Here is a 17,652-nt window from a genome sequence, read left to right on the forward strand (position 1 = left end):
CGACCTATCCTGCAAAGACATTTGTCGGGCGGCCACGGCAGCCGGGATCGATCATGGCAAGCGAACCGGCGAGCCGGTCTTCCTCGCCCGGCTTCAGATGAAACCGGGCCGATGTGACATAGAGCCGGTCAAGGGCCGGTCCGCCGAAAGCGACGGATGTCGGGGAGGCTGTTGCGATGTCGATTTTTTCCTTCAGTGCGCCACTTGGCGCATATCGGAGCAAGCAACCGCCGGAAATACCGGCGCTCCAGATGTCGCCATCGGCATCGATCGTCAGCCCATCGGGAATTCCGTGGTCCGGATCGGTCCTGATGAATTCGCGGCGGCTCGAGATCGCTCCGGTCGCCATGTCAAAGTCGTAAGCGTAAATCCTGAGCCGCTTGGTGTCTGTCAGGATCATCGTCTTGCCGTCGGCAAACCAGTCCAGGCCATTGGAGATGGTGAGACCCGTCTCCATGGTGTGCAATGATCCGTCCGGGTCGAAACGGTAGAGATTGCCGAGGGGCTTGTCGAAATCCTCCTCGGCGAGTGGCATGGTGCCGGCCCAGAACCGGCCCATCGGATCAACCTTGCCGTCGTTGAAGCGGGTTCGGCCGTCCGGCTCCGGCGCGTGCAGCAAGTCGAAGCGCCCGGTCGCTGAATGCCAACGCTCGATCCCGCGCTCCGTTCCGAGCACCAGATCGTCCGACGCCGTAAATCCGTAACACCCGACACGGTAGTCCGCCTTGAACACAACGCGGTGACCGGTTTCGTCCGACCATGCGTTCAGCACGCCGTTCTCGATATCGAGCCACCAGAGTTCGTTGCGCCGGGGATGCCACGACGGCCCTTCGCCCAGCATGTCGCGACCCTCATGAATGATGGCCGGATCGAGTTTCACCACATACCCCTCCTATGGACGCACGATAACCTTAAGCGCCTCGCGAGCCTTCACAAGACGAATCCCCTCGCCGAATTGGTCAAGGGCCAGTTCATGCGTAACAATGGCTGCCGGATCGACTTCGCCGCTCTCGATCAGCGCGATAACATCCGGCCAGATTCCCGGACTGCCCAGTGCTCCGAGAAGAGAAATGTCGTTGACGACCAGATGGTCGAAGCACAGTTCCCGGACCTTGCCGCCGGCAAACAGCCCCTGCAGCACCACGCGCCCTCCCGGTGCCGCCGCCTCAATGGCCGCGGGCACTGCAGCAGGGTTGCCGGTCGCCTCGAGAACGACGTCCGGCAGCGATCCGTCGCCATATTCAAGCAGTTGGGCGCGTGGATCCTGCGCGGTCACGTCGATTGCCAGATCAGCGCCGAGACGAACCGCGTGCGCCAGCCGGGACTTTGTAGCGCCGACAACGGCGACCGATCTGGCACCGAAGGCCTTGGCCACCATCATCAACAACAACCCGATAGGCCCGTCACCGAATACGGCAACACGGTCACGTGGGGAAACGGACGCCTTCTTGACGCCATTGAAGGCGATGGCAGTCGGCTCCACCAGCGCCGCCGCGTTCAGCGACACGTCTTCACTGATCGGGTGCAGGAAGAGCTCGGGAAACACGATGCGCTCGGAAAACCCACCGCTCCGATTGAGGATACCGGTTTCGGTGCGGTTGGCGCATTGGTGGTAGAGGCCCGCCATGCAGCGATGACACCGCATACAGCCGACCGAGCACTCTCCGACGACGCGGTCCCCGGCCACAAACCGCGTGACGCCTGCGCCGGCCTCGACCACCCGCCCAACCCATTCGTGGCCGGGCACAATCGGATAGGAGGCCGCACCGCTCGTGAAGTAGGGCATGGTGCCGTCCACGATCTCGATGTCGGTGCCGCAGACTCCGACCGCCTCGACCGCGATGGCGACTTCGCCCGGGGCCGGCGCTTCGCCGTCGAAGCTGCGCACGCCAAAGTCATCGGGTCCGCGGATCTCCACTGCGTTGTAGTGCATCGTCATGGCATCCTCCCGGTTCTCGACGCTACCAGTTGGTGTAGGAACCATCCTGACGGTGAAGGATCGGCAGATTTTCGTGTTCGAACGGATAGCGTTCAAATCCGTCCCAATCCACCTCGACGCCGAGCCCCGGCGCATCGGAGGGGATGAGCCAGCCATCCTGCCAACGGTGGTGGCTCACCATGACATCCGGCATGGTCTCACCGGGACGGCGTGGCAATTCCTGGACCAGCATGTTCGGCGTCGTGACGTTGAGGTGCAGACACGCCGCCGTTGAAACCGGACCGATCGGATTGTGCGTGGCCAGATCGATATGATGCGTCTCGCACCAGGCGGCGATCTTGCGGCTCTCCGTCAGGCCGGCGGCTATGCACAGATCGATACGCGCGTAATCGATCAGTTCTTCCTCGATCATGGCACGAAAGTTCCACTTGCTGCCGAACTGCTCGCCGGCGGCGATCGGCACGGCCACTTGATTGCGCAGACGGCGGTAGGATTCCGGGTTTTCCGACCGCAGCGGGTCTTCCACGAACATTGGCCGCGATGACTCGATGCCACGGCACAGCCGCACCGCTTCAGTAACGCTCAGCTTGGTGTGGGCGTCGAAACACAGCTCGACCTCATCGCCGAGTTCGCGACGCAGCAGCGCATACTCTTCGATTGCCCTGCTGACGGCCTTGGCGGGCTCGAACAGACCGTCGGGATGTGCGAACGGCTCCCAACGAATGCAATTCCAGCCGTCCGCGACCCGTTCCTTCGCCATCTCCAGAAGCGCCTGCGGCGTTGCGCCGCCGATGTGGCAATAGGTGTCGACCTTGTCGCGCACCTTGCCGCCCAGCAGTTCATAGACCGGGACACCCAGCGCCTTGCCCTTGATATCCCAAAGCGCGATATCGATGGCGGCAATCGCCGAGGACAGCACCTGGCCGGACGGATGGAAGCCGGAGCGCCACATGCGCTGCCAGTGATGTTCGATGCGAAAGGCGTCGTGGCCGACAAGCAGTGGCGCCAGTGACTCCATCATGCCAGCCACCGCGAGTTCGCGCGATGTCAGTCCGGCTTCGCCTATCCCCGTGACCCCCTCGTCCGTTTCGACCTTGACGAACAGCATGGTTCGCCATTCCTTCGCCAGAACGGGCGTTATCCGGGTGATCTTCATCGGTCGGCTCCGGCACCGACGCCGAGGACTTCAGACCAGTTGTGTTCCGGCTCGAAACCGAACATCGCCTTGGCTTTGGAGCCATCGAGGAAACCCTGCCTGGCCCAGGTACCGGGCAGCACCCTTGTGTTCGGGAACACAGCCTCCAGCAACTGGCGGTTGTCCTGCTTCATGATCGTGTCCTTGGCGGCAATGTTGAACACCTCGGCACCGCGCACATCGGATTCGAGCGCCAACCGGGTAGCGCGCCCGGTATCGCGTGAATCGATATAGCCCCACAGGTTGAACTTGCGGCTGTGGAAATCGGGCCAGTAGGACGGGATCAGCGAGTAGCTCGCATGATGGTCCGGGTCGGTGAACAGAACATTGGAGAGCCGCAACCCGAGGAAGTCGATGCCGTGGAGCCGGTGCATCTCGATGGCGACGAATTCGCTCGCCGCCTTGGAAATCGCGTAGGCGGTCTGCGGATCGATACGATCAGCCTCCGAGAGCGGCATATGGCTCGGGACGTTGGTGGCAAAGGGGAAGCCATAGACCGTCTCGCTTGATGCCCATGCGACCCGCTTGATGCCGACTTCGGCTGCGGCCTGGAAGGCATTGAAGCAACTGACCGTGTTACCGGAAAACCGGTCGGCGCCCGATGCAAAGTCATTGTCCGGATGCGGATTGCCGGCGAAATGGGCGACCGCATCGCAACCATCGAACGCGCGCACAACGGCCGTGAAGTCCATCATATCGGTTTCGACATAGGGACAGAGGGTTTCTGTCGGCGCGGCGTGATCGACATTGACCACTTCGTATCCATGCGCGACCAGCTCGCGGATCGTGGCGCCGCCAGCGCCGCCGCTTCCGCCCGTAACAGCGATCTTTTTCATGCCAATCCTCTCTTGTTCATCCCTTCACGGCGCCGCCGGTCAGACCGGCGACGATGTATTTCTGCGCGGCCAGAAAGAAGACGATCGCCGGTGCCAGCGAGAGCGTCACAAAGGCCAGGATCTTGTTCCATTCGACGATATACTCGCCGCGAAACTGCAACATGCCCAACGTCCAGGTGTAGCCCTCGCGTCCGTTGAGCATGATCAGCGGCAGGAGGTAGTTGTTCCAGCTGCCCACGAAGACGAAGGTCGCCACGGTGGCGATGATCGGCATCGACAGCGGCAGCGTGAACATGAAGAAGAAGCGGGTGTAGCCGCAGCCATCGACCCGTGCGGCCTCGAACAGTTCCTTGGGCAACTGGTCGAAGAATGTGCGGAACAGCAGGATCGAAAAGGCAAGCCCGTAGGCCACCTGCGGCCAGATGACCCCCCAGGGTGTATCCAGCAGGCCGAGATCGCGCACCTTGATGAAGAGCGGAATGATCGCGGCGGCAAACGGAAACATCAGGCCGGTCAGGATGTAGGCGAAGATGAACTCCGATCCGGCAAAACGGATCTGCGAGAACACGAAGGCCGCCATCGAGCCGATCAGCAGCGTCAAAAGAGCTGTCAGCACCGAGATGTAAAGCGAGTTCCAGAGATATTGCCAGAAGCTCTGGTCGGTCAGGATCTGGGCATAGAACTCGGGATGCCAGACCCTTGGCAGGCCGAACGGATTCGTTGTCAGGTCGCCAGGCGTCTTGAAACCGCCCATCACGGTCGCGCTCAGCGGCAGCACGATCAACGCGGTGACGAAGAGCAAGGAAATGATACGCATCGCCTGCGGCCATCCGAAGGTATTCATGGCTAATCTCCCGCTCTCATCACCGTTGACCTATACGTCACCGCGAATGCGAAACTGATCACGAACAGGATGACGCCGACTGCCGCGCCAAAGCCGACTTTCAGCCGCACCAATCCGAATGTGTAGAGGTAACTCACCAGCGAATGCGTCGTGTTGGACGGCCCGCCATTGGTCATCGGCATGATCAGATCGAAAATCTGCAGCGACCCGACGACCGCGAAGAAGACGGACACGGCGATAGCCGGCCGCAGCATCGGCAGTTGCACAAAGCGCACGATCTGCAACCGCCCGGCGCCGTCGATGCGGGCGGCCTCGATCAACTCGCGTGGAATGCTCTGTAGCGCCGCAATGAAGATCATCATGTGGAAGCCGAAATACTTCCAGACGAAGACGAACAGCAGCACCGGAAGCGCCCAAGTCCTGTCCGACAGCGGGAAGATTTTCTCCGAGCCGAGCGTCTCGGCAACATAGGCGGTGACCCCGTAGTCGCCGTCGAAAACGAAGCTCCAGATCAGGCCCGTCGCGACCTCGGCCAGAATGAACGGCATGAAGAACACCAGGCGAAAGACCGTGTTCGACCAATGCTTGCCGTAGATCATCAAGGCCATCGCCATGCCGACGGGGATCTGCACGAAAACTGCGACCAACACGAAGATGATGGTGTTGCGCAGCGAGCGTTCAAAGACGGCGTGGCCGATCACGGCACGGAAATTCTGCAGACCGCGCCAATCGGACGGCTCGCCGTAGCCGGACCACTTGTAGCCGGAATACCAGGCGCCTTCGACCAGCGGGATGCTGACGAGCAGTGTGAACAGCAGAAGGGCCGGCGGCAGGAACAAGAGGACGGTCGTCAGACGTCCACTGCGCAAGCTTTTGTGCAGCGGCGAGAGATGCGCCGTTCGTTCCGTCACTCTCTTTTGCATGGCGGTCCCAATCATATGGCGAGGCTTAGGACCGGGCGGCAGAATTCGCCGCCCGGAGTCTTGCGGGTCAGAGGAGCTGGCGCTCGTCTTCGATCAATTGCTGTGCGTCTTCCGGAGTGGTTGCACCGCTGATCAGATCGACGGCCGCATCAAGCTGCGCACCGGCAACTGCGCCAGGAAGGTTCTGGTCGAACACAGTATGGCTGCTCGACTTGCCAAGTTGTGCGGCCGCCCAGCTGTTGTGCGGATCGCTGACAGCGTCCGCAGTGCCCTTGGCAACCGGCAGCCAAAAGCCGGCTTCTGCGGCCGTGCGCTGGTTGTCGGTGCCGACATAGTGGCAAAGGAAATCGACCGCAGTGTCGGAGGCGCCGGCGGAGATGAGCCAGCCATTCATGCCGCCGAAGGTCCCGTCCGCATCGCCTTTGCCGCCCTCGACAACCGGGAACGGCACGGCACCAATGCGATCCTTGGGAATACCCTTGCCGTCGGTCGCCGTGGCAGCCTGGGCCGGCACCAGCCACTCACCCATCAACATGAACATGCCGACGCCATCACCAAACAGTGTCTGGCTCTTGTCGTAGGTCGTGTCGAGATAGCCTGACTGAAACGGCTCAAGTTCACCGAGACGGGCAAGCTGCTCCGAAACGGCGACCCATTCCGGGCTGGCAAATCCGCCGTTCTCGCCGGCCATTGCCGCCGCATAGCCTTCGAGGCCGACCATGCGCAACGCCAGCATGGCGTGGTAGAACATTGCCGGCCAGCGGTCCTTGGCGCCAAGCACGATAGGCGTCACGCCGGCATCCTTGGCCGCCTGAACCTGGCCGAGAAAATCGTCCCAGGTCTTGATCTGCTGCGGGTCGATACCGGCTTTTTCGGCGAGATCCATGTTGTAGTAGAGCGCCACATTGGACGCATACATGGGCAGGCCGTACACGCGCTCGTCGACCGAGTAAGACGCCATGCCACCAGCCGAATGCTGCGCGGCGCAGCCGGTCGAGTTGATGTGGTCGGTGATGTCGCGCAGGACACCCTGCGACTGCTGTTCGGCGACGAGGCCGCCGCTGAACGAGAAGAACAGGTCAGGCTTCTGGTTCGACTGGAGAAGCGTCGGCAGCTTCACCTTGAAGGATTCATCGTCCATGTACTCGACTTGGACGTCGACGCCGGGATTGGCGTCCTCGAAGGATTTCTCGATACCGGCGATGTAGTCGGTTTCACCGGGGCGGTTGGTCACGATCGACAGAACCTTGACGATATCATCCGACAAGGCCGGTGCGACTGAAGTGAGCAGAATGGCTGCTCCCACACTCAGATTTAACAGTTTCATTTTCGGTCTCCTCCTTTGAAATGTTAATCTGGCAGTCTCACCGCGGCCGGCAGGCCGCGGTATTCAGTTCACACGCTGTCCTCCCCTGAACAGGTGAACGTGCGAGGCGTTGGGGGTGAGGAAGATCCTCTCACCAGTTTTGACGTCGAGTTCGCTGTCGCCGCGCACGGTCAGCGAACCGACATTATCGACATCGACATAGACGACTGTGTCCGATCCGAGATGCTCGACATGGCGCACCGATCCCGTCCATTCGCCGCCGTCACGAGAAAGCTCGACATGCTCCGGACGAATGCCGAGGATTTCGGCATCATGCGCGGCCGCTGCGCTGCCGTTGACGAGGTTCATCTTCGGTGAACCGATGAAACCAGCCACAAACGGATTTTGCGGCTTGCGATAGACATCGACCGGCTCACCGGTCTGTCGGATCACGCCCTTTTCCAGAATGACGATCTGGTCGGCCATGGTCATTGCCTCGACCTGGTCGTGGGTTACGTAGACCATCGTCGCGTTCAATTTGGAGTGCAGTTCGGCAAGCTCGACACGCATCTGCGTGCGCAGGGCGGCGTCCAGGTTGGACAACGGCTCGTCGAACAGGAACACTTTCGGGTTGCGGACAATCGCGCGCCCGATGGCGACGCGCTGACGCTGACCGCCGGACAGTTCTTTCGGCTTGCGATCGAGATAGTCGGTCAGTTGCAGCGTTTCGGCGGCCTCATGCACCCGGCGTTTGATCTCGTCCTTGGGCGTCTTGGCGAGTCGCAGGCCGAAGCCGATGTTCTGGGCGACGGACATATGCGGGTAGAGCGCATAGGATTGGAAGACCATCGCAATCCCGCGATCCGATGGCTCTCGGTCGGTGACATCTTCGCCGTCAATGTGGATCGAGCCGTCGGTGACCTCCTCAAGCCCGGCGATCATGCGCAGCAATGTCGACTTTCCGCACCCAGACGGCCCGACAAGCACGGTGAACGAGCGATCTGGAATGGTCAGCGACAGATCCGGAATGACCTCGACTGTACCGAACTTCTTCTGCACATTGGTGATGCGGACCTCAGCCATTTCTTATTGTCTCCGGGTCGATGCGTATTCTGGTTGTGTGGGTCATTGCGGCTGCTCCGTTCCTCGGTAGGCGAAGTACCCGAAGTCGGCGGCGGTCGCCTGGCCGCTCGAATCCTGCGCCGCCATGCCAATGAACGTGCCGGTAAAATTCGAGCCGTCGCCGGAACCGGTCTCGTCGCAGAGCGCCGAGTGATCGAGGACCGGCCCGACCGGCTGCCACTCGCCCTCCCGCGTCGCATAGCGGAACTGCAGTGAGGCGCCATCGACATCGGCGCCAAGCCAGACCGGACCGCTATCCGGCAGCGCGATGCCATCGCCGATCGGAAACTCCAGGTCGGTGTCGATACGCGCGGGGCAACTCTGGATGCTCAACATGCGCCCACCAGCAGCCAGACCGACATGCAGATAGTGGAACTTGCTTCGGTTGTAGTAAGCCACCAAACCGGCCATCTGCTGGAAATTGGCGGGGTCGAGATCAACCACGGTTTCCGCCGAAAAGACATGATGGGTCTGGCGGCGCGCCACGAGCGCCTGTTCGAACCACGAACCGATCGCCTCGCGGCCGAACAACCGCAGGCAGCCGGGTTTCTCGGCCAGAGAAAAGATGCGCTCGCTATCGGGCGTCCGCAGCCACTGGAAATCGGCGGGCAAGTCGGCTGTGTCGAAATCGTAGCGGACTTCCTCGTCCCGCCCCGGCGCGTCGGCGCCTGGCAGTTCGAAGTCGATGGCCGGTGCCTGCGAGTTGCCGGCCGCATACATCCAGCCATCCTCGCCCCAGCGCATCTCGGTAATCCCCGTCTCGCGGCCGAGCGGCGAACGGCGCGTACCCGTTAGCGGGCGCGAACACAGAAAGGTGTGAAACACGCGTCCGTCCGGGGTATCGGCGAATTGGCCATGCCCGACACGCTGCAAGGACGCATCCGGAGTTCCGCGAGCAGTCAACGGATGAAGCTGCGGGTGAACTTCGTAGGGGCCAGACAGGTCGCGCGAGCGGGCATGAGTGACCGCGTGGCCGTATCCCGTGCCGCCCTCAGCGGTGATCAGGTAGTACCATCCGTCTCTCTTGTAGAGATGCGGCGCTTCCGTGTAGCCGGTTGATGTGTTTCCGAAAATCCGCTCGATCGGGCCAATCAGCGCGCGTTTTTCCGGGTCGTATTCCTGCAGGTCGATGCCGGCGAAATAGCCTGGAGGGCCATTCGGGTCGCTAAGGCTGCCGCGATGATCCCAGACCATGTTGACCAGCCACTTGCGCCCGTCATCGTCATGGAAAAGCGACGGATCGAACCCGCTTGAGTTTAGATAGACCGCATCAGACCAAGGGCCGGCGATGTCATCCGCCCAGACCACGTAGTTGTGCGTATCCTTGTATGAACCGCTCAGGCGTTTGACGTCGGTGTAAATCAGCCAGAACCGCTCGCCGTCGTGGGAAAGACAGGGCGCCCAGACGCCACCGGAATCCGGATTTCCACGCATGTCCAGCTGGCTTGCCCGTTCCAGCGGCCGGGACGCCAGCGCCCAGTTGGCGAGATCGGTGGAGTGATGGATCTGGACGCCGGGATACCACTCGAATGTCGATGTCGCGATGTAGTAGTCGCTGCCGACACGGATGAAAGACGGATCGGGATTGAACCCGGGCAGGATGGGATTGCGGACTTTCGACATCATCTACCCTTTCACTGATCCGCCGGTCAGACCGGCAACGATGTATCTCTGGGCGGCAAGAAAAAAGACCACGGCAGGCGCCAGCGTCAGCGTCACGAAGGCCAGTGTGCGGTTCCACTCCGCCACCCGCTCGCCACGGTAGTCCATGACGCCGAGCGTCCAGGTGTAGCCGTCGCGGTCGTTGAGCATGATCAGCGGCAGCAGGTAGTTGTTCCAGGTCTGGACGAACACGAACACCGCGATCGTCGCCAGGATCGGGGCCGACAAGGGCAGCGTGAAATAGAAGAAGAATCGGATGTAGCCGCAGCCATCGACACGCGCCGCTTCAAACAATTCGGGCGGCATCTGCTCGAAGAACGTCCTGAAGAACATGATCGAGAACGCGAGACCGAATGCCGCCTGCGGCAGCACGACGCCCCAGGGTGTGTCCAGCACCCCGATATCGCGGACGATCAGGAACAACGGCATGATCGCCGCAGCAAACGGGAACATCAGACCGATCAGCATGTAGTTGAACAGAAATCGCGAGCCGAAGAAGCGAACCTGCGCGAAGGCATAGGCCGCCATCGCACCGAGCAGCAGCGTCAGCGCGACCGTGAACAGCGAGATGAACAGCGAATTCCACAGATAGCGGTAGAACTGCGCATCGGCGAGGATCTCGCCATAGAACTCGAAGTGCCAATTCTCCGGTATGCCGAATGGCTCGGTGCGCAATTCGCCGGTCGTCTTGAACCCGCCGAGCACAGTGGCCGAAATCGGGATCAGGATGACCGCGGACACCAGGAGAAGAGTCATAATGCGCGCGAAGTCGCGCCAACCGAAGGTGTTCATTGCGCGATCCTCCGCTGGACAGTGCTGCGATAGGTCAACGCAAAGACGATACCGACGACGAAAAGGAATACCCCGACCGCGCTGCCGAAGCCGACATTCAGCCGGATGAAGCCGAAATTGTAGAGATAGCTGACCAACGTGTGGCTGGAATTGGATGGCCCGCCCATTGTCATCGGCATGACGATGTCGAAAACCTGCAGCGACCCAAGCACCGAATAGAAGATCGATACCGTGATCGCCGGCCACAACAAGGGCAGCTTGACGAAATAGATGACCTGCAGCGGTCCGGCGCCGTCAATACGCGCGGCTTCGGTCAATTCGCGCGGAATGTTCTGCAGCGCGGCGATATAGATCATCATGTGGAAGCCGAAATATTTCCAGATGATCACCGCAATGATGGTGTTGAACGCCCATGCCTTGTCGGCGAGCGGGAAAAAGGCGGGATCGAGTTCGAGCATGTCCGTGGCGACCCGCGAGAGCCCGTAATTCCCATCGAACACGAAGCTCCAGATCAGCCCAGTGGCGACTTCGGCCAGAATGTAGGGCACGAAGAAAATCAGCCGGAACACGGTGTTGGCGGCGCGCTTTTGATAGATCATCAGCGCCAGCACCAGCGCCAAAGGAAGCTGGATCAACAGCGAGGCCGCGATGATCTTGAAGGTGTTGGCGGTCGCGGTTGCAAACGCCGAGTGACTGGCCATGCGCTCGAAGTTGCGTGTTCCGACCCAGTCACCGAAAGCGTTGCCGGTCGCCTCATTGAGCACCCATGGCGCCGGGCCGTATCCGGACCACTTGTAGGGGGAGAAGAAGCCCGCCTGCAGCATCGGGTACATCACGAAAACGGTGAACAGCAGCAGGGCCGGCGGCAGGAACAAGCCTACCATCCAGTAACGCTCGTTGACGAGCACCCTGCTCCAGCCGCGCCTGCGCCTGCTGCTGCTCCGGGAGGACCGGTCGTTTATCCCAATGGAGGTGGTCACTTCAGTCTGTCTTTCGATTGTCGTGTCATGCCGGCCCGCCGCACAAAGCGGCGGGCCTGTCGCGTCCCAGCGGCTTATTGGAACTGCCGTGTTTCCTCGAGGAATTCGGCTGCCTCTTCCGGCGTCATGTCGCCGGTCGCCATCTGCGCCGAAGCGTCGTTGATGGCGCCGCCGAGCGTCGACCCGAAATACTGGTCCAGGAAGAGCTGGTGGTAGGTCGAACCGCCGCCGATTTCGGCGAACTGCGCTAGGACACTGTCTTGCACAAATTGAGCGCCCGACGGAGCCGATGGGATGTAGATTGCCTCCTTGGCAGCACGCACTTGGGCATCCGGACCCATGAAGTGCTCGAGGAAGCGGATCGCCTCGTCATCGGCATTCTTGGTGGCAACGAAGCCGGACGCACCGCCGAGCGTGTCGGTCACAGCACCCTTGCCGCCTTCGACCATCGGGAACGGAATGATGCCGAGCTGTTCATTTGCCAGGCCGCCATCGGTCGCCGCAGCGCGCTGCGCGCCGAGGTCCCACTCGCCCATCAGGTGGAAGACGGAACCGCCGTCACCCCAAAGGCCGGCCGCCTGGTCGTATTTAACGCCCATGAAACCGTCCTGGAACGGCTCCAGTTCGATCAGACGCAGGTATTCCTCGCCGGCGCGGACCCAGTCTGCATTGTTGAAGCCGCCATTCTCGCCGGCTGCCGAAGCGGCCAGGCCTTCTTCACCCATGATGCGCATGGCGAGGAACGAATAGTAGAAATGCAGTGGCCACTTGTCCTGACCGCCAACCGTGATCGGCGTCAGGCCGGCTGCCTTGACCGTCTTGACTTGCTCCAGGAAATCGTCCCAGGTCTTGATCTGCTCCGGATCGACGCCGGCTTCTTTCGCCAGATCGATATTGTACCAGATCGCAACGTTCTGGGAGGCTTCGGGCGCGCCATACATCTTGCCGTCATACGACAGCGCAGCGACACCGCCCTGCGAAACAGTCTGCAGCCAATCCTTGTCGAAGACATCGCTGATATCGCGCAGGAAACCCTGTTTTGCCTGCTCGTAGAACACGCCACCGCTCCACGAGAAAAACAGGTCGGGCGCGGCATCCGACTGCAGCAAGGTCGGCAACTTCTGCTTGAAGGCCTCGTCCTCCATGAAGGTGATGTTCACCTCGCTGCCAGGATTGGCCTTCTCATACTCTGCAGCCATGTCGAGATAGAGTTGCTTCCACTTGGGATCGTCGCGATTGATCGACAGCACTTCCACGCTGTCGGCGTTGGCGACCGTCACAACGGCGGCCGAAACCAGCAAACTTGCCAGAAATTTCTTCATCTTGGTTCCTCCTAGGTTTAAGTCATGAGCTCAGTTTTCGCCGCACAGTTCGGTCACGGCAGATTGTCTGCGAGATAAATCTCGATGCGAATGCGTTCCTGCGGTTCCAGGATCGGTTTCTTCAGGCAGTAGGAGCGCAGGACGCGCACCGCGCTACGTGCAATGTGCCCGGCGTCCTGAACGATCACGGCGTCGATCTGATCGTCGTTCAGCGCCGAGCGGACCCGATCCGAAAGCTCGTGAACGATCAGCAGCGGGCGCTTGGTCACACCAAGCTCGTCGAAAGCGTCGAGAATGCCGGAATTGCCGGCGCCCGCCGAATAGATGCCGATCAGGTCGTCGTGTTTTTCGAGCAGCCGCGTCGTGATCGACGCATTGCGGCGACGCAGACTGTCACCCTCCTCGACCGGTAAAATCCGCAGCCCAGGGAAACTCGAGCGGATAACCTGTTCGAATCCAAAATACCGGTCGAGTTGGTCGCGCATCTGCAGCGAACCCGCGATCACCGCAAGCTTGCCCTTCTCGTTGCGCAGGAACTTGCCGACGAGATTGGCCGCTACCCGGCCAGCCGATGCGTTGTCGATTCCGATAAAGTAGTGACGGCGCGATGTGGGAATGTCGGTTACGATGGATACCACTTTGATGCCGCGATCAACCGCGCGGTCGATCGCCTGACGCACCCCCGGCGCGTCGACGGCAAACAGCGCAACCCCATCATATTGGGCGGGGTCGAGGGCATCGAGTTCGCGAATGACGGCCTTGCCATCGCGCAAGTCCACGCGTTGGATGTCGTTGAGCACGATCGCATCGTCAACCGCACCCGATGCCACCTTGACCGCGGCGACCATCTGCTCGGCGAAACCGGTTTCCAGATTGGGAAGCAGGAACTTGTTATGCAGGCGCGGCCGCGGCGCTTCGAGCTTTTCATCGGCATAGCCACGAAAACCAAGCTGCTGCATCGCCGCCCTGACCTTGAGCTTCGAGCCCTCGCTGACACCTCGGCGTTTGTGCAGCACGCGATCGACCGTCGCAGTGCTGACACCTGCTTTTTGCGCCAGTTCCTGGATGGTGGTCTTCTTCAACTGAACTCCTCCCGGACGGAATGTTACGACGGAAGAAGACAAGATGCGTGATGAAGTTAATCAATTCCATCAGAGATTTGATGTAATTCAATCAGTTGCAGATCTGCTGCGACTCTCACGCCGGATCGTCACCATCTATTAACTCACTGATTTTGCTATAATAAACAGCTTGCAGCACTAACTGGATGAAGAATGCAAACGCGGCCGCAATCCTTGCATCAACAGCATCATCAGGATTATTCCGCCGAAGATGATCTGGCGCCATGCATCGGCCAATTGCATGATGGAAAGGATCGATGTCAGGACCGTGATGAAGAGAACTCCGCTCACCGTGCCTACGTAGCTGCCACTTCCGCCCAGAATGGATGTTCCGCCAATCACGACGGCTGCAATCACCGGCATCAAATAGGGGTCGCCCATCGACTGGTATGCTTGGTTGGCGTATCCCGCGAGCATAATACCGCCAAGCGCGGAGCATGTTCCGCTGATGACAAAAGCCAGAATCACCACACGAAAGGTATCGACGCCGGAAAGGTAGGTCGCCTTTTCCGAATTGCCGATCGCGATCAAATAGCGTCCAAATGTCGTCCGGTGCAAAAGCAACAGTGCGAGAACAGAAACCGCGAACCAGACTTCCGCAGCAATGGGAATGCCTGCCAACCGCCCGGCGGCAAGTTCGATCATTAGCGGCGATGCTTCGCCTTTCGGATTGAAGCCTCCGGTATTCAACACAGCGACGCCGAGCAACATGGCATTGACCGCCAACGTCCAGACCATCGCGGGTATCCGCAAGATCGCGACCCCGACGCCGTTCACCGCGCCGATAAACGCTCCGAAAAAGAGCCCGCCCGGAATGGCCAGGGCTGTCAGGGTCGGATCGCCGGTTCCCGCGAGTGAGGTCGATATGATCGCGGCACCCGTCAACGTCCACGGAATAGACAGATCGATCTGGCCCAGCAGGATGACAATCATCGAGCCCGCGGCGATAACACCGAGAAAGCTCGCAATCTGCAATTGCTGCAAAAGATAGCCGGCGCTCAGAAACTTTGGATAGAAGAAGGAGCCGGCCAAAACGAGCAGTACCGCGCCAACCAAAGGCGCCAGCGACTGCAGTCTGTCCCACTGCCTTGCATTCATCGGTCGAACACCTCGAGTTTGTTGCGCAGGCGAAACACATCGGCGCCGCCGATGCCGACCGCCGCAGCCAGCACCAGCCCTTCGATCAAGGGCTGTGCAAGTGGCGGTATGCCGGAGAAGAACATCAGCGCGGAGATGGTGCGCAGCGTGAAAGCGCCAGCTATCGCGCCCAGAATGGTGCCCACGCCGCCTCGCAACAGAACGCCGCCGAGGACGACGGCCGCAATCGAAAGAAGCGTATAGCTCGGCGCGATTCCCGCATCGCCCGTAAGCGTTACGAAGCCGACGAACAGGCCACCTGCCGAAGCGAACAGTCCGCTAAGCGTATAGGCTGCCAACTTGACGCGGCCGGAATCGACTCCCGAATGGTAGGCACTCTGTTCGTTCGATCCCACCGCATAGAGGGCAATCCCGAAACCGGTTCGGCGCAGCGGAACCCAAACAAGCGCCAGAATGGCTGCTATCAGCACTAGCGAGGTCGGGAAACCGAACAGGTCGTATGTCATGGCGTCGGAGAGCGACATGCTGATTTCGCCCCCCGGTGTCGGGCGCAGTAATAGAGCCATTCCGCCAAAGACAGCCGCCGTGGCAAGCGTTGCAACAATCGGCTGCACGCGCCCGCGCACGATGATCAAGCCGTTGATCGCGCCGCAGGCCATCCCCGCCAGCAATACGATCGCAAGGGCGGCGGCAACTTGGACTTCGGATCCGTTGACGAGGTGTGAAGCAAGGCAGTTCGACAGCGCCATCACCGCGCCCACCGAAAGATCGAGGCCGCGTACGACAACAGCGAAAAATTGCGCACAGGCGGCTAACGCCAGAATGGTAGACTGGTTAGCCCATATCGTCAGGACATAGGTGGAGAGGCCGCGCGGATGGGTCGAGAAGTAGAGAACCGCCAGGGCGAGGAGAAACGTGAGCGCCAGCGCCTCACGCATGTTGTTGCGCACATAGTCACGCATCGGCGCGTTCCGTCGGCAAGTTCAGCGAGGCCGCGATCACAGCGTCCGGGCTCAGGCTGTCGCCGCTAAGCGTGCGGTTGATACGACCGCCGTAAAAGATATGCACGACGTCGCATAGCCGAACGAGTTCCTCATAGTCGGTGGAGAGAAGAATTACCGCCATGCCGTCATCGGCGACGCGGCGTAGGAGTCGGTAGATCTGCGTCTTGGTTTTCACGTCAATACCGCGCGTCGGGTCGATAAGCAGAAAGCAGGACGGAGACAGCGCCAGCCATTTCATCAGGGCGATCTTCTGTTGATTTCCGCCCGACAACCCCGAAACGGGCTGCTCCATGTGTGCGTACTTCAGTTCGAGTTCGCCGATCAGGGTCTTGAATTCGTCCTCTGCCCCGCGTCCGTTGGCCAATGCGCCTTTGAGCCCCAAAGCGGGGAGGCGTAGATTGTCCTCAATGGACATCGCGGTTACCAGGCCCTCGGTCTTGCGGTCCTCTGGCGCCAATGCGAGCCGGAAACGAGCCGATTTCGCGTCGCGCGGAGACACGGGAAGGCGGTCGGCAGATTGCGTCCGAAACGAGCCGTCGACGCCCTTCAGAACACCAAACAGCGCCATCATCAGCGCCTTCTGCCCTTGGCCGTCGAGACCGCCGATACCGACTATCTCGCCCCGGTGTACGCAGAGGTCTATGGCTTCCATCCCCGGAAGCCAGGACAAACCGGATACCTCCAGTATCACTTCGCCCGGGTCGCGTGCGGGCTTGGCCGGGAACAGTTCGGTGATCCGACGGCCAACCATAAGCGCGACAATTTCATCCTGGCTGTGTGCGCCCGCATCGAAGGTTCCGACATTCTGTCCGTTGCGAAACACGGTAATCCGGTCGGCGATCACCTCGATTTCGTGCAGGCGATGCGAAATGAAGAGCACTGCGGCACCGGCCGCAACCGCCTCACGCAGCACTGCAAACACCTTGTCGACAACCGTCTTCGACAGCGCCGAGGTCGCTTCGTCCAGGATGAGCAAACGGGGTCTGCGCATCAGCGCCTTTACGATCTCGACTTGTTGGCGCTCGGGCAACGCCAGCGCCGAAGTGCGGGTATTCAAATCGATGCTGTCTCCGCCGATGCGGTCGAGCAGGTCCCGCATATCGCGATACCGATGCGACGGAAGGAACCCGGAGCGGGTTTCCGGTGCACCGAGCAAGATGTTCTCGGCGACGCTCAAATCCGCGCTGAGCGAAAGTTCCTGGAACATGCAAATCACGCCGGACATCTGGGCCTGGCGCGGTGTGCCGAACCGCTCCGAATTTCCGTCTATGCGAATGTTGCCCGAATCCGGCTGAACGACACCTGAGAGAATTTTCATGAGTGTCGATTTACCAGCGCCGTTCTCACCGAGGATGGCATGGATTTCGCCACGCCTGCACTCGAATGCCACGTCCTCGAGTGCCTTGGTTGCACCGTAAGACTTGGATAGCCCGGCTATCTGAATGAAAGGTTCTGACATTTCTCTTTCGCCCTCGTAGGGCCCCGGTCGGAATACCGTCCGGGGCCAA

At 60.6% G+C, this 17,652-nt stretch carries 16 protein-coding genes and 1 pseudogene; all 17 read right to left on the reverse strand.

What is annotated here, in order from left to right; genetic code table 11:
* Positions 1-4: 4 nt before the first annotated feature.
* A complete protein-coding gene (locus tag ACO06R_RS18490; RefSeq protein ID WP_421853574.1) occupies positions 5-880 on the reverse strand; it encodes an SMP-30/gluconolactonase/LRE family protein in 876 nt (291 codons plus the stop codon).
* Positions 881-892: 12 nt separating this feature from the next.
* Complete coding sequence (locus ACO06R_RS18495; protein ID WP_421853578.1) at positions 893-1,939, reverse strand: zinc-dependent alcohol dehydrogenase; 1,047 nt, start codon at positions 1,937-1,939, stop codon at positions 893-895.
* 22 nt (positions 1,940-1,961) lie between these two features.
* Positions 1,962-3,095 carry a galactonate dehydratase gene (gene dgoD / locus ACO06R_RS18500; protein ID WP_421853581.1) on the reverse strand — a complete coding sequence of 378 codons (1,134 nt, stop codon included), beginning with the start codon at positions 3,093-3,095 and terminating at the stop codon, positions 1,962-1,964.
* The gene (locus ACO06R_RS18505) at positions 3,092-3,970 is read right to left on the reverse strand and encodes an NAD-dependent epimerase/dehydratase family protein (protein WP_421853584.1); all 879 of its coding nucleotides are present in this window, start codon (positions 3,968-3,970) and stop codon (positions 3,092-3,094) included. The genes dgoD and ACO06R_RS18505 overlap by 4 nt, the downstream gene beginning before the upstream one ends.
* A 16-nt stretch (positions 3,971-3,986) precedes the next feature.
* A complete protein-coding gene (locus ACO06R_RS18510) occupies positions 3,987-4,814 on the reverse strand; it encodes a carbohydrate ABC transporter permease (protein ID WP_421853587.1) in 828 nt (275 codons plus the stop codon).
* A gap of 2 nt (positions 4,815-4,816) precedes the next feature.
* Positions 4,817-5,725, reverse strand: coding sequence for a carbohydrate ABC transporter permease (locus ACO06R_RS18515; protein WP_421853590.1), 909 nt, complete (start codon positions 5,723-5,725; stop codon positions 4,817-4,819).
* 79 nt (positions 5,726-5,804) lie between these two features.
* The gene (locus ACO06R_RS18520; protein ID WP_421853593.1) at positions 5,805-7,064 is read right to left on the reverse strand and encodes an ABC transporter substrate-binding protein; all 1,260 of its coding nucleotides are present in this window, start codon (positions 7,062-7,064) and stop codon (positions 5,805-5,807) included.
* Positions 7,065-7,127: 63 nt separating this feature from the next.
* Positions 7,128-7,613, reverse strand: a complete 486-nt coding sequence (locus ACO06R_RS18525) for a TOBE domain-containing protein (protein ID WP_421859513.1) — start codon at positions 7,611-7,613, stop codon at positions 7,128-7,130.
* A gap of 42 nt (positions 7,614-7,655) precedes the next feature.
* Positions 7,656-8,126: pseudogene (locus tag ACO06R_RS18530) on the reverse strand (ABC transporter ATP-binding protein); the annotation flags it as partial.
* A gap of 42 nt (positions 8,127-8,168) precedes the next feature.
* On the reverse strand, positions 8,169-9,791 hold the full coding sequence (locus ACO06R_RS18535; RefSeq protein WP_421853596.1) for a glycoside hydrolase family 43 protein: 1,623 nt from the start codon (positions 9,789-9,791) through the stop codon (positions 8,169-8,171).
* Positions 9,792-10,619, reverse strand: coding sequence for a carbohydrate ABC transporter permease (locus tag ACO06R_RS18540; RefSeq protein WP_421853598.1), 828 nt, complete (start codon positions 10,617-10,619; stop codon positions 9,792-9,794).
* Entirely contained in the window at positions 10,616-11,503 is an 888-nt protein-coding gene (locus ACO06R_RS18545; RefSeq protein WP_421853602.1) for a carbohydrate ABC transporter permease, read from the reverse strand. Before ACO06R_RS18545 ends, ACO06R_RS18540 begins: the two co-directional genes overlap by 4 nt.
* 170 nt (positions 11,504-11,673) lie before the next feature.
* Positions 11,674-12,921 carry an ABC transporter substrate-binding protein gene (locus ACO06R_RS18550; RefSeq protein ID WP_421853605.1) on the reverse strand — a complete coding sequence of 416 codons (1,248 nt, stop codon included), beginning with the start codon at positions 12,919-12,921 and terminating at the stop codon, positions 11,674-11,676.
* A 53-nt stretch (positions 12,922-12,974) separates the two neighbouring features.
* Entirely contained in the window at positions 12,975-14,003 is a 1,029-nt protein-coding gene (locus ACO06R_RS18555) for a LacI family DNA-binding transcriptional regulator (RefSeq protein WP_421853609.1), read from the reverse strand.
* Between the two features lie 177 nt (positions 14,004-14,180).
* Positions 14,181-15,140, reverse strand: coding sequence for an ABC transporter permease (locus ACO06R_RS18560; RefSeq protein ID WP_421853612.1), 960 nt, complete (start codon positions 15,138-15,140; stop codon positions 14,181-14,183).
* A complete protein-coding gene (locus tag ACO06R_RS18565; protein ID WP_421853613.1) occupies positions 15,137-16,078 on the reverse strand; it encodes an ABC transporter permease in 942 nt (313 codons plus the stop codon). The genes ACO06R_RS18560 and ACO06R_RS18565 overlap by 4 nt, the downstream gene beginning before the upstream one ends.
* A gap of 16 nt (positions 16,079-16,094) precedes the next feature.
* Positions 16,095-17,603, reverse strand: a complete 1,509-nt coding sequence (locus tag ACO06R_RS18570) for a sugar ABC transporter ATP-binding protein (RefSeq protein ID WP_421853616.1) — start codon at positions 17,601-17,603, stop codon at positions 16,095-16,097.
* Positions 17,604-17,652 lie beyond the last annotated feature (49 nt).

This window comes from Oricola sp., from assembly GCF_965230365.1.
In the GTDB taxonomy this organism is placed as follows: Bacteria; Pseudomonadota; Alphaproteobacteria; order Rhizobiales; family Rhizobiaceae; genus Oricola.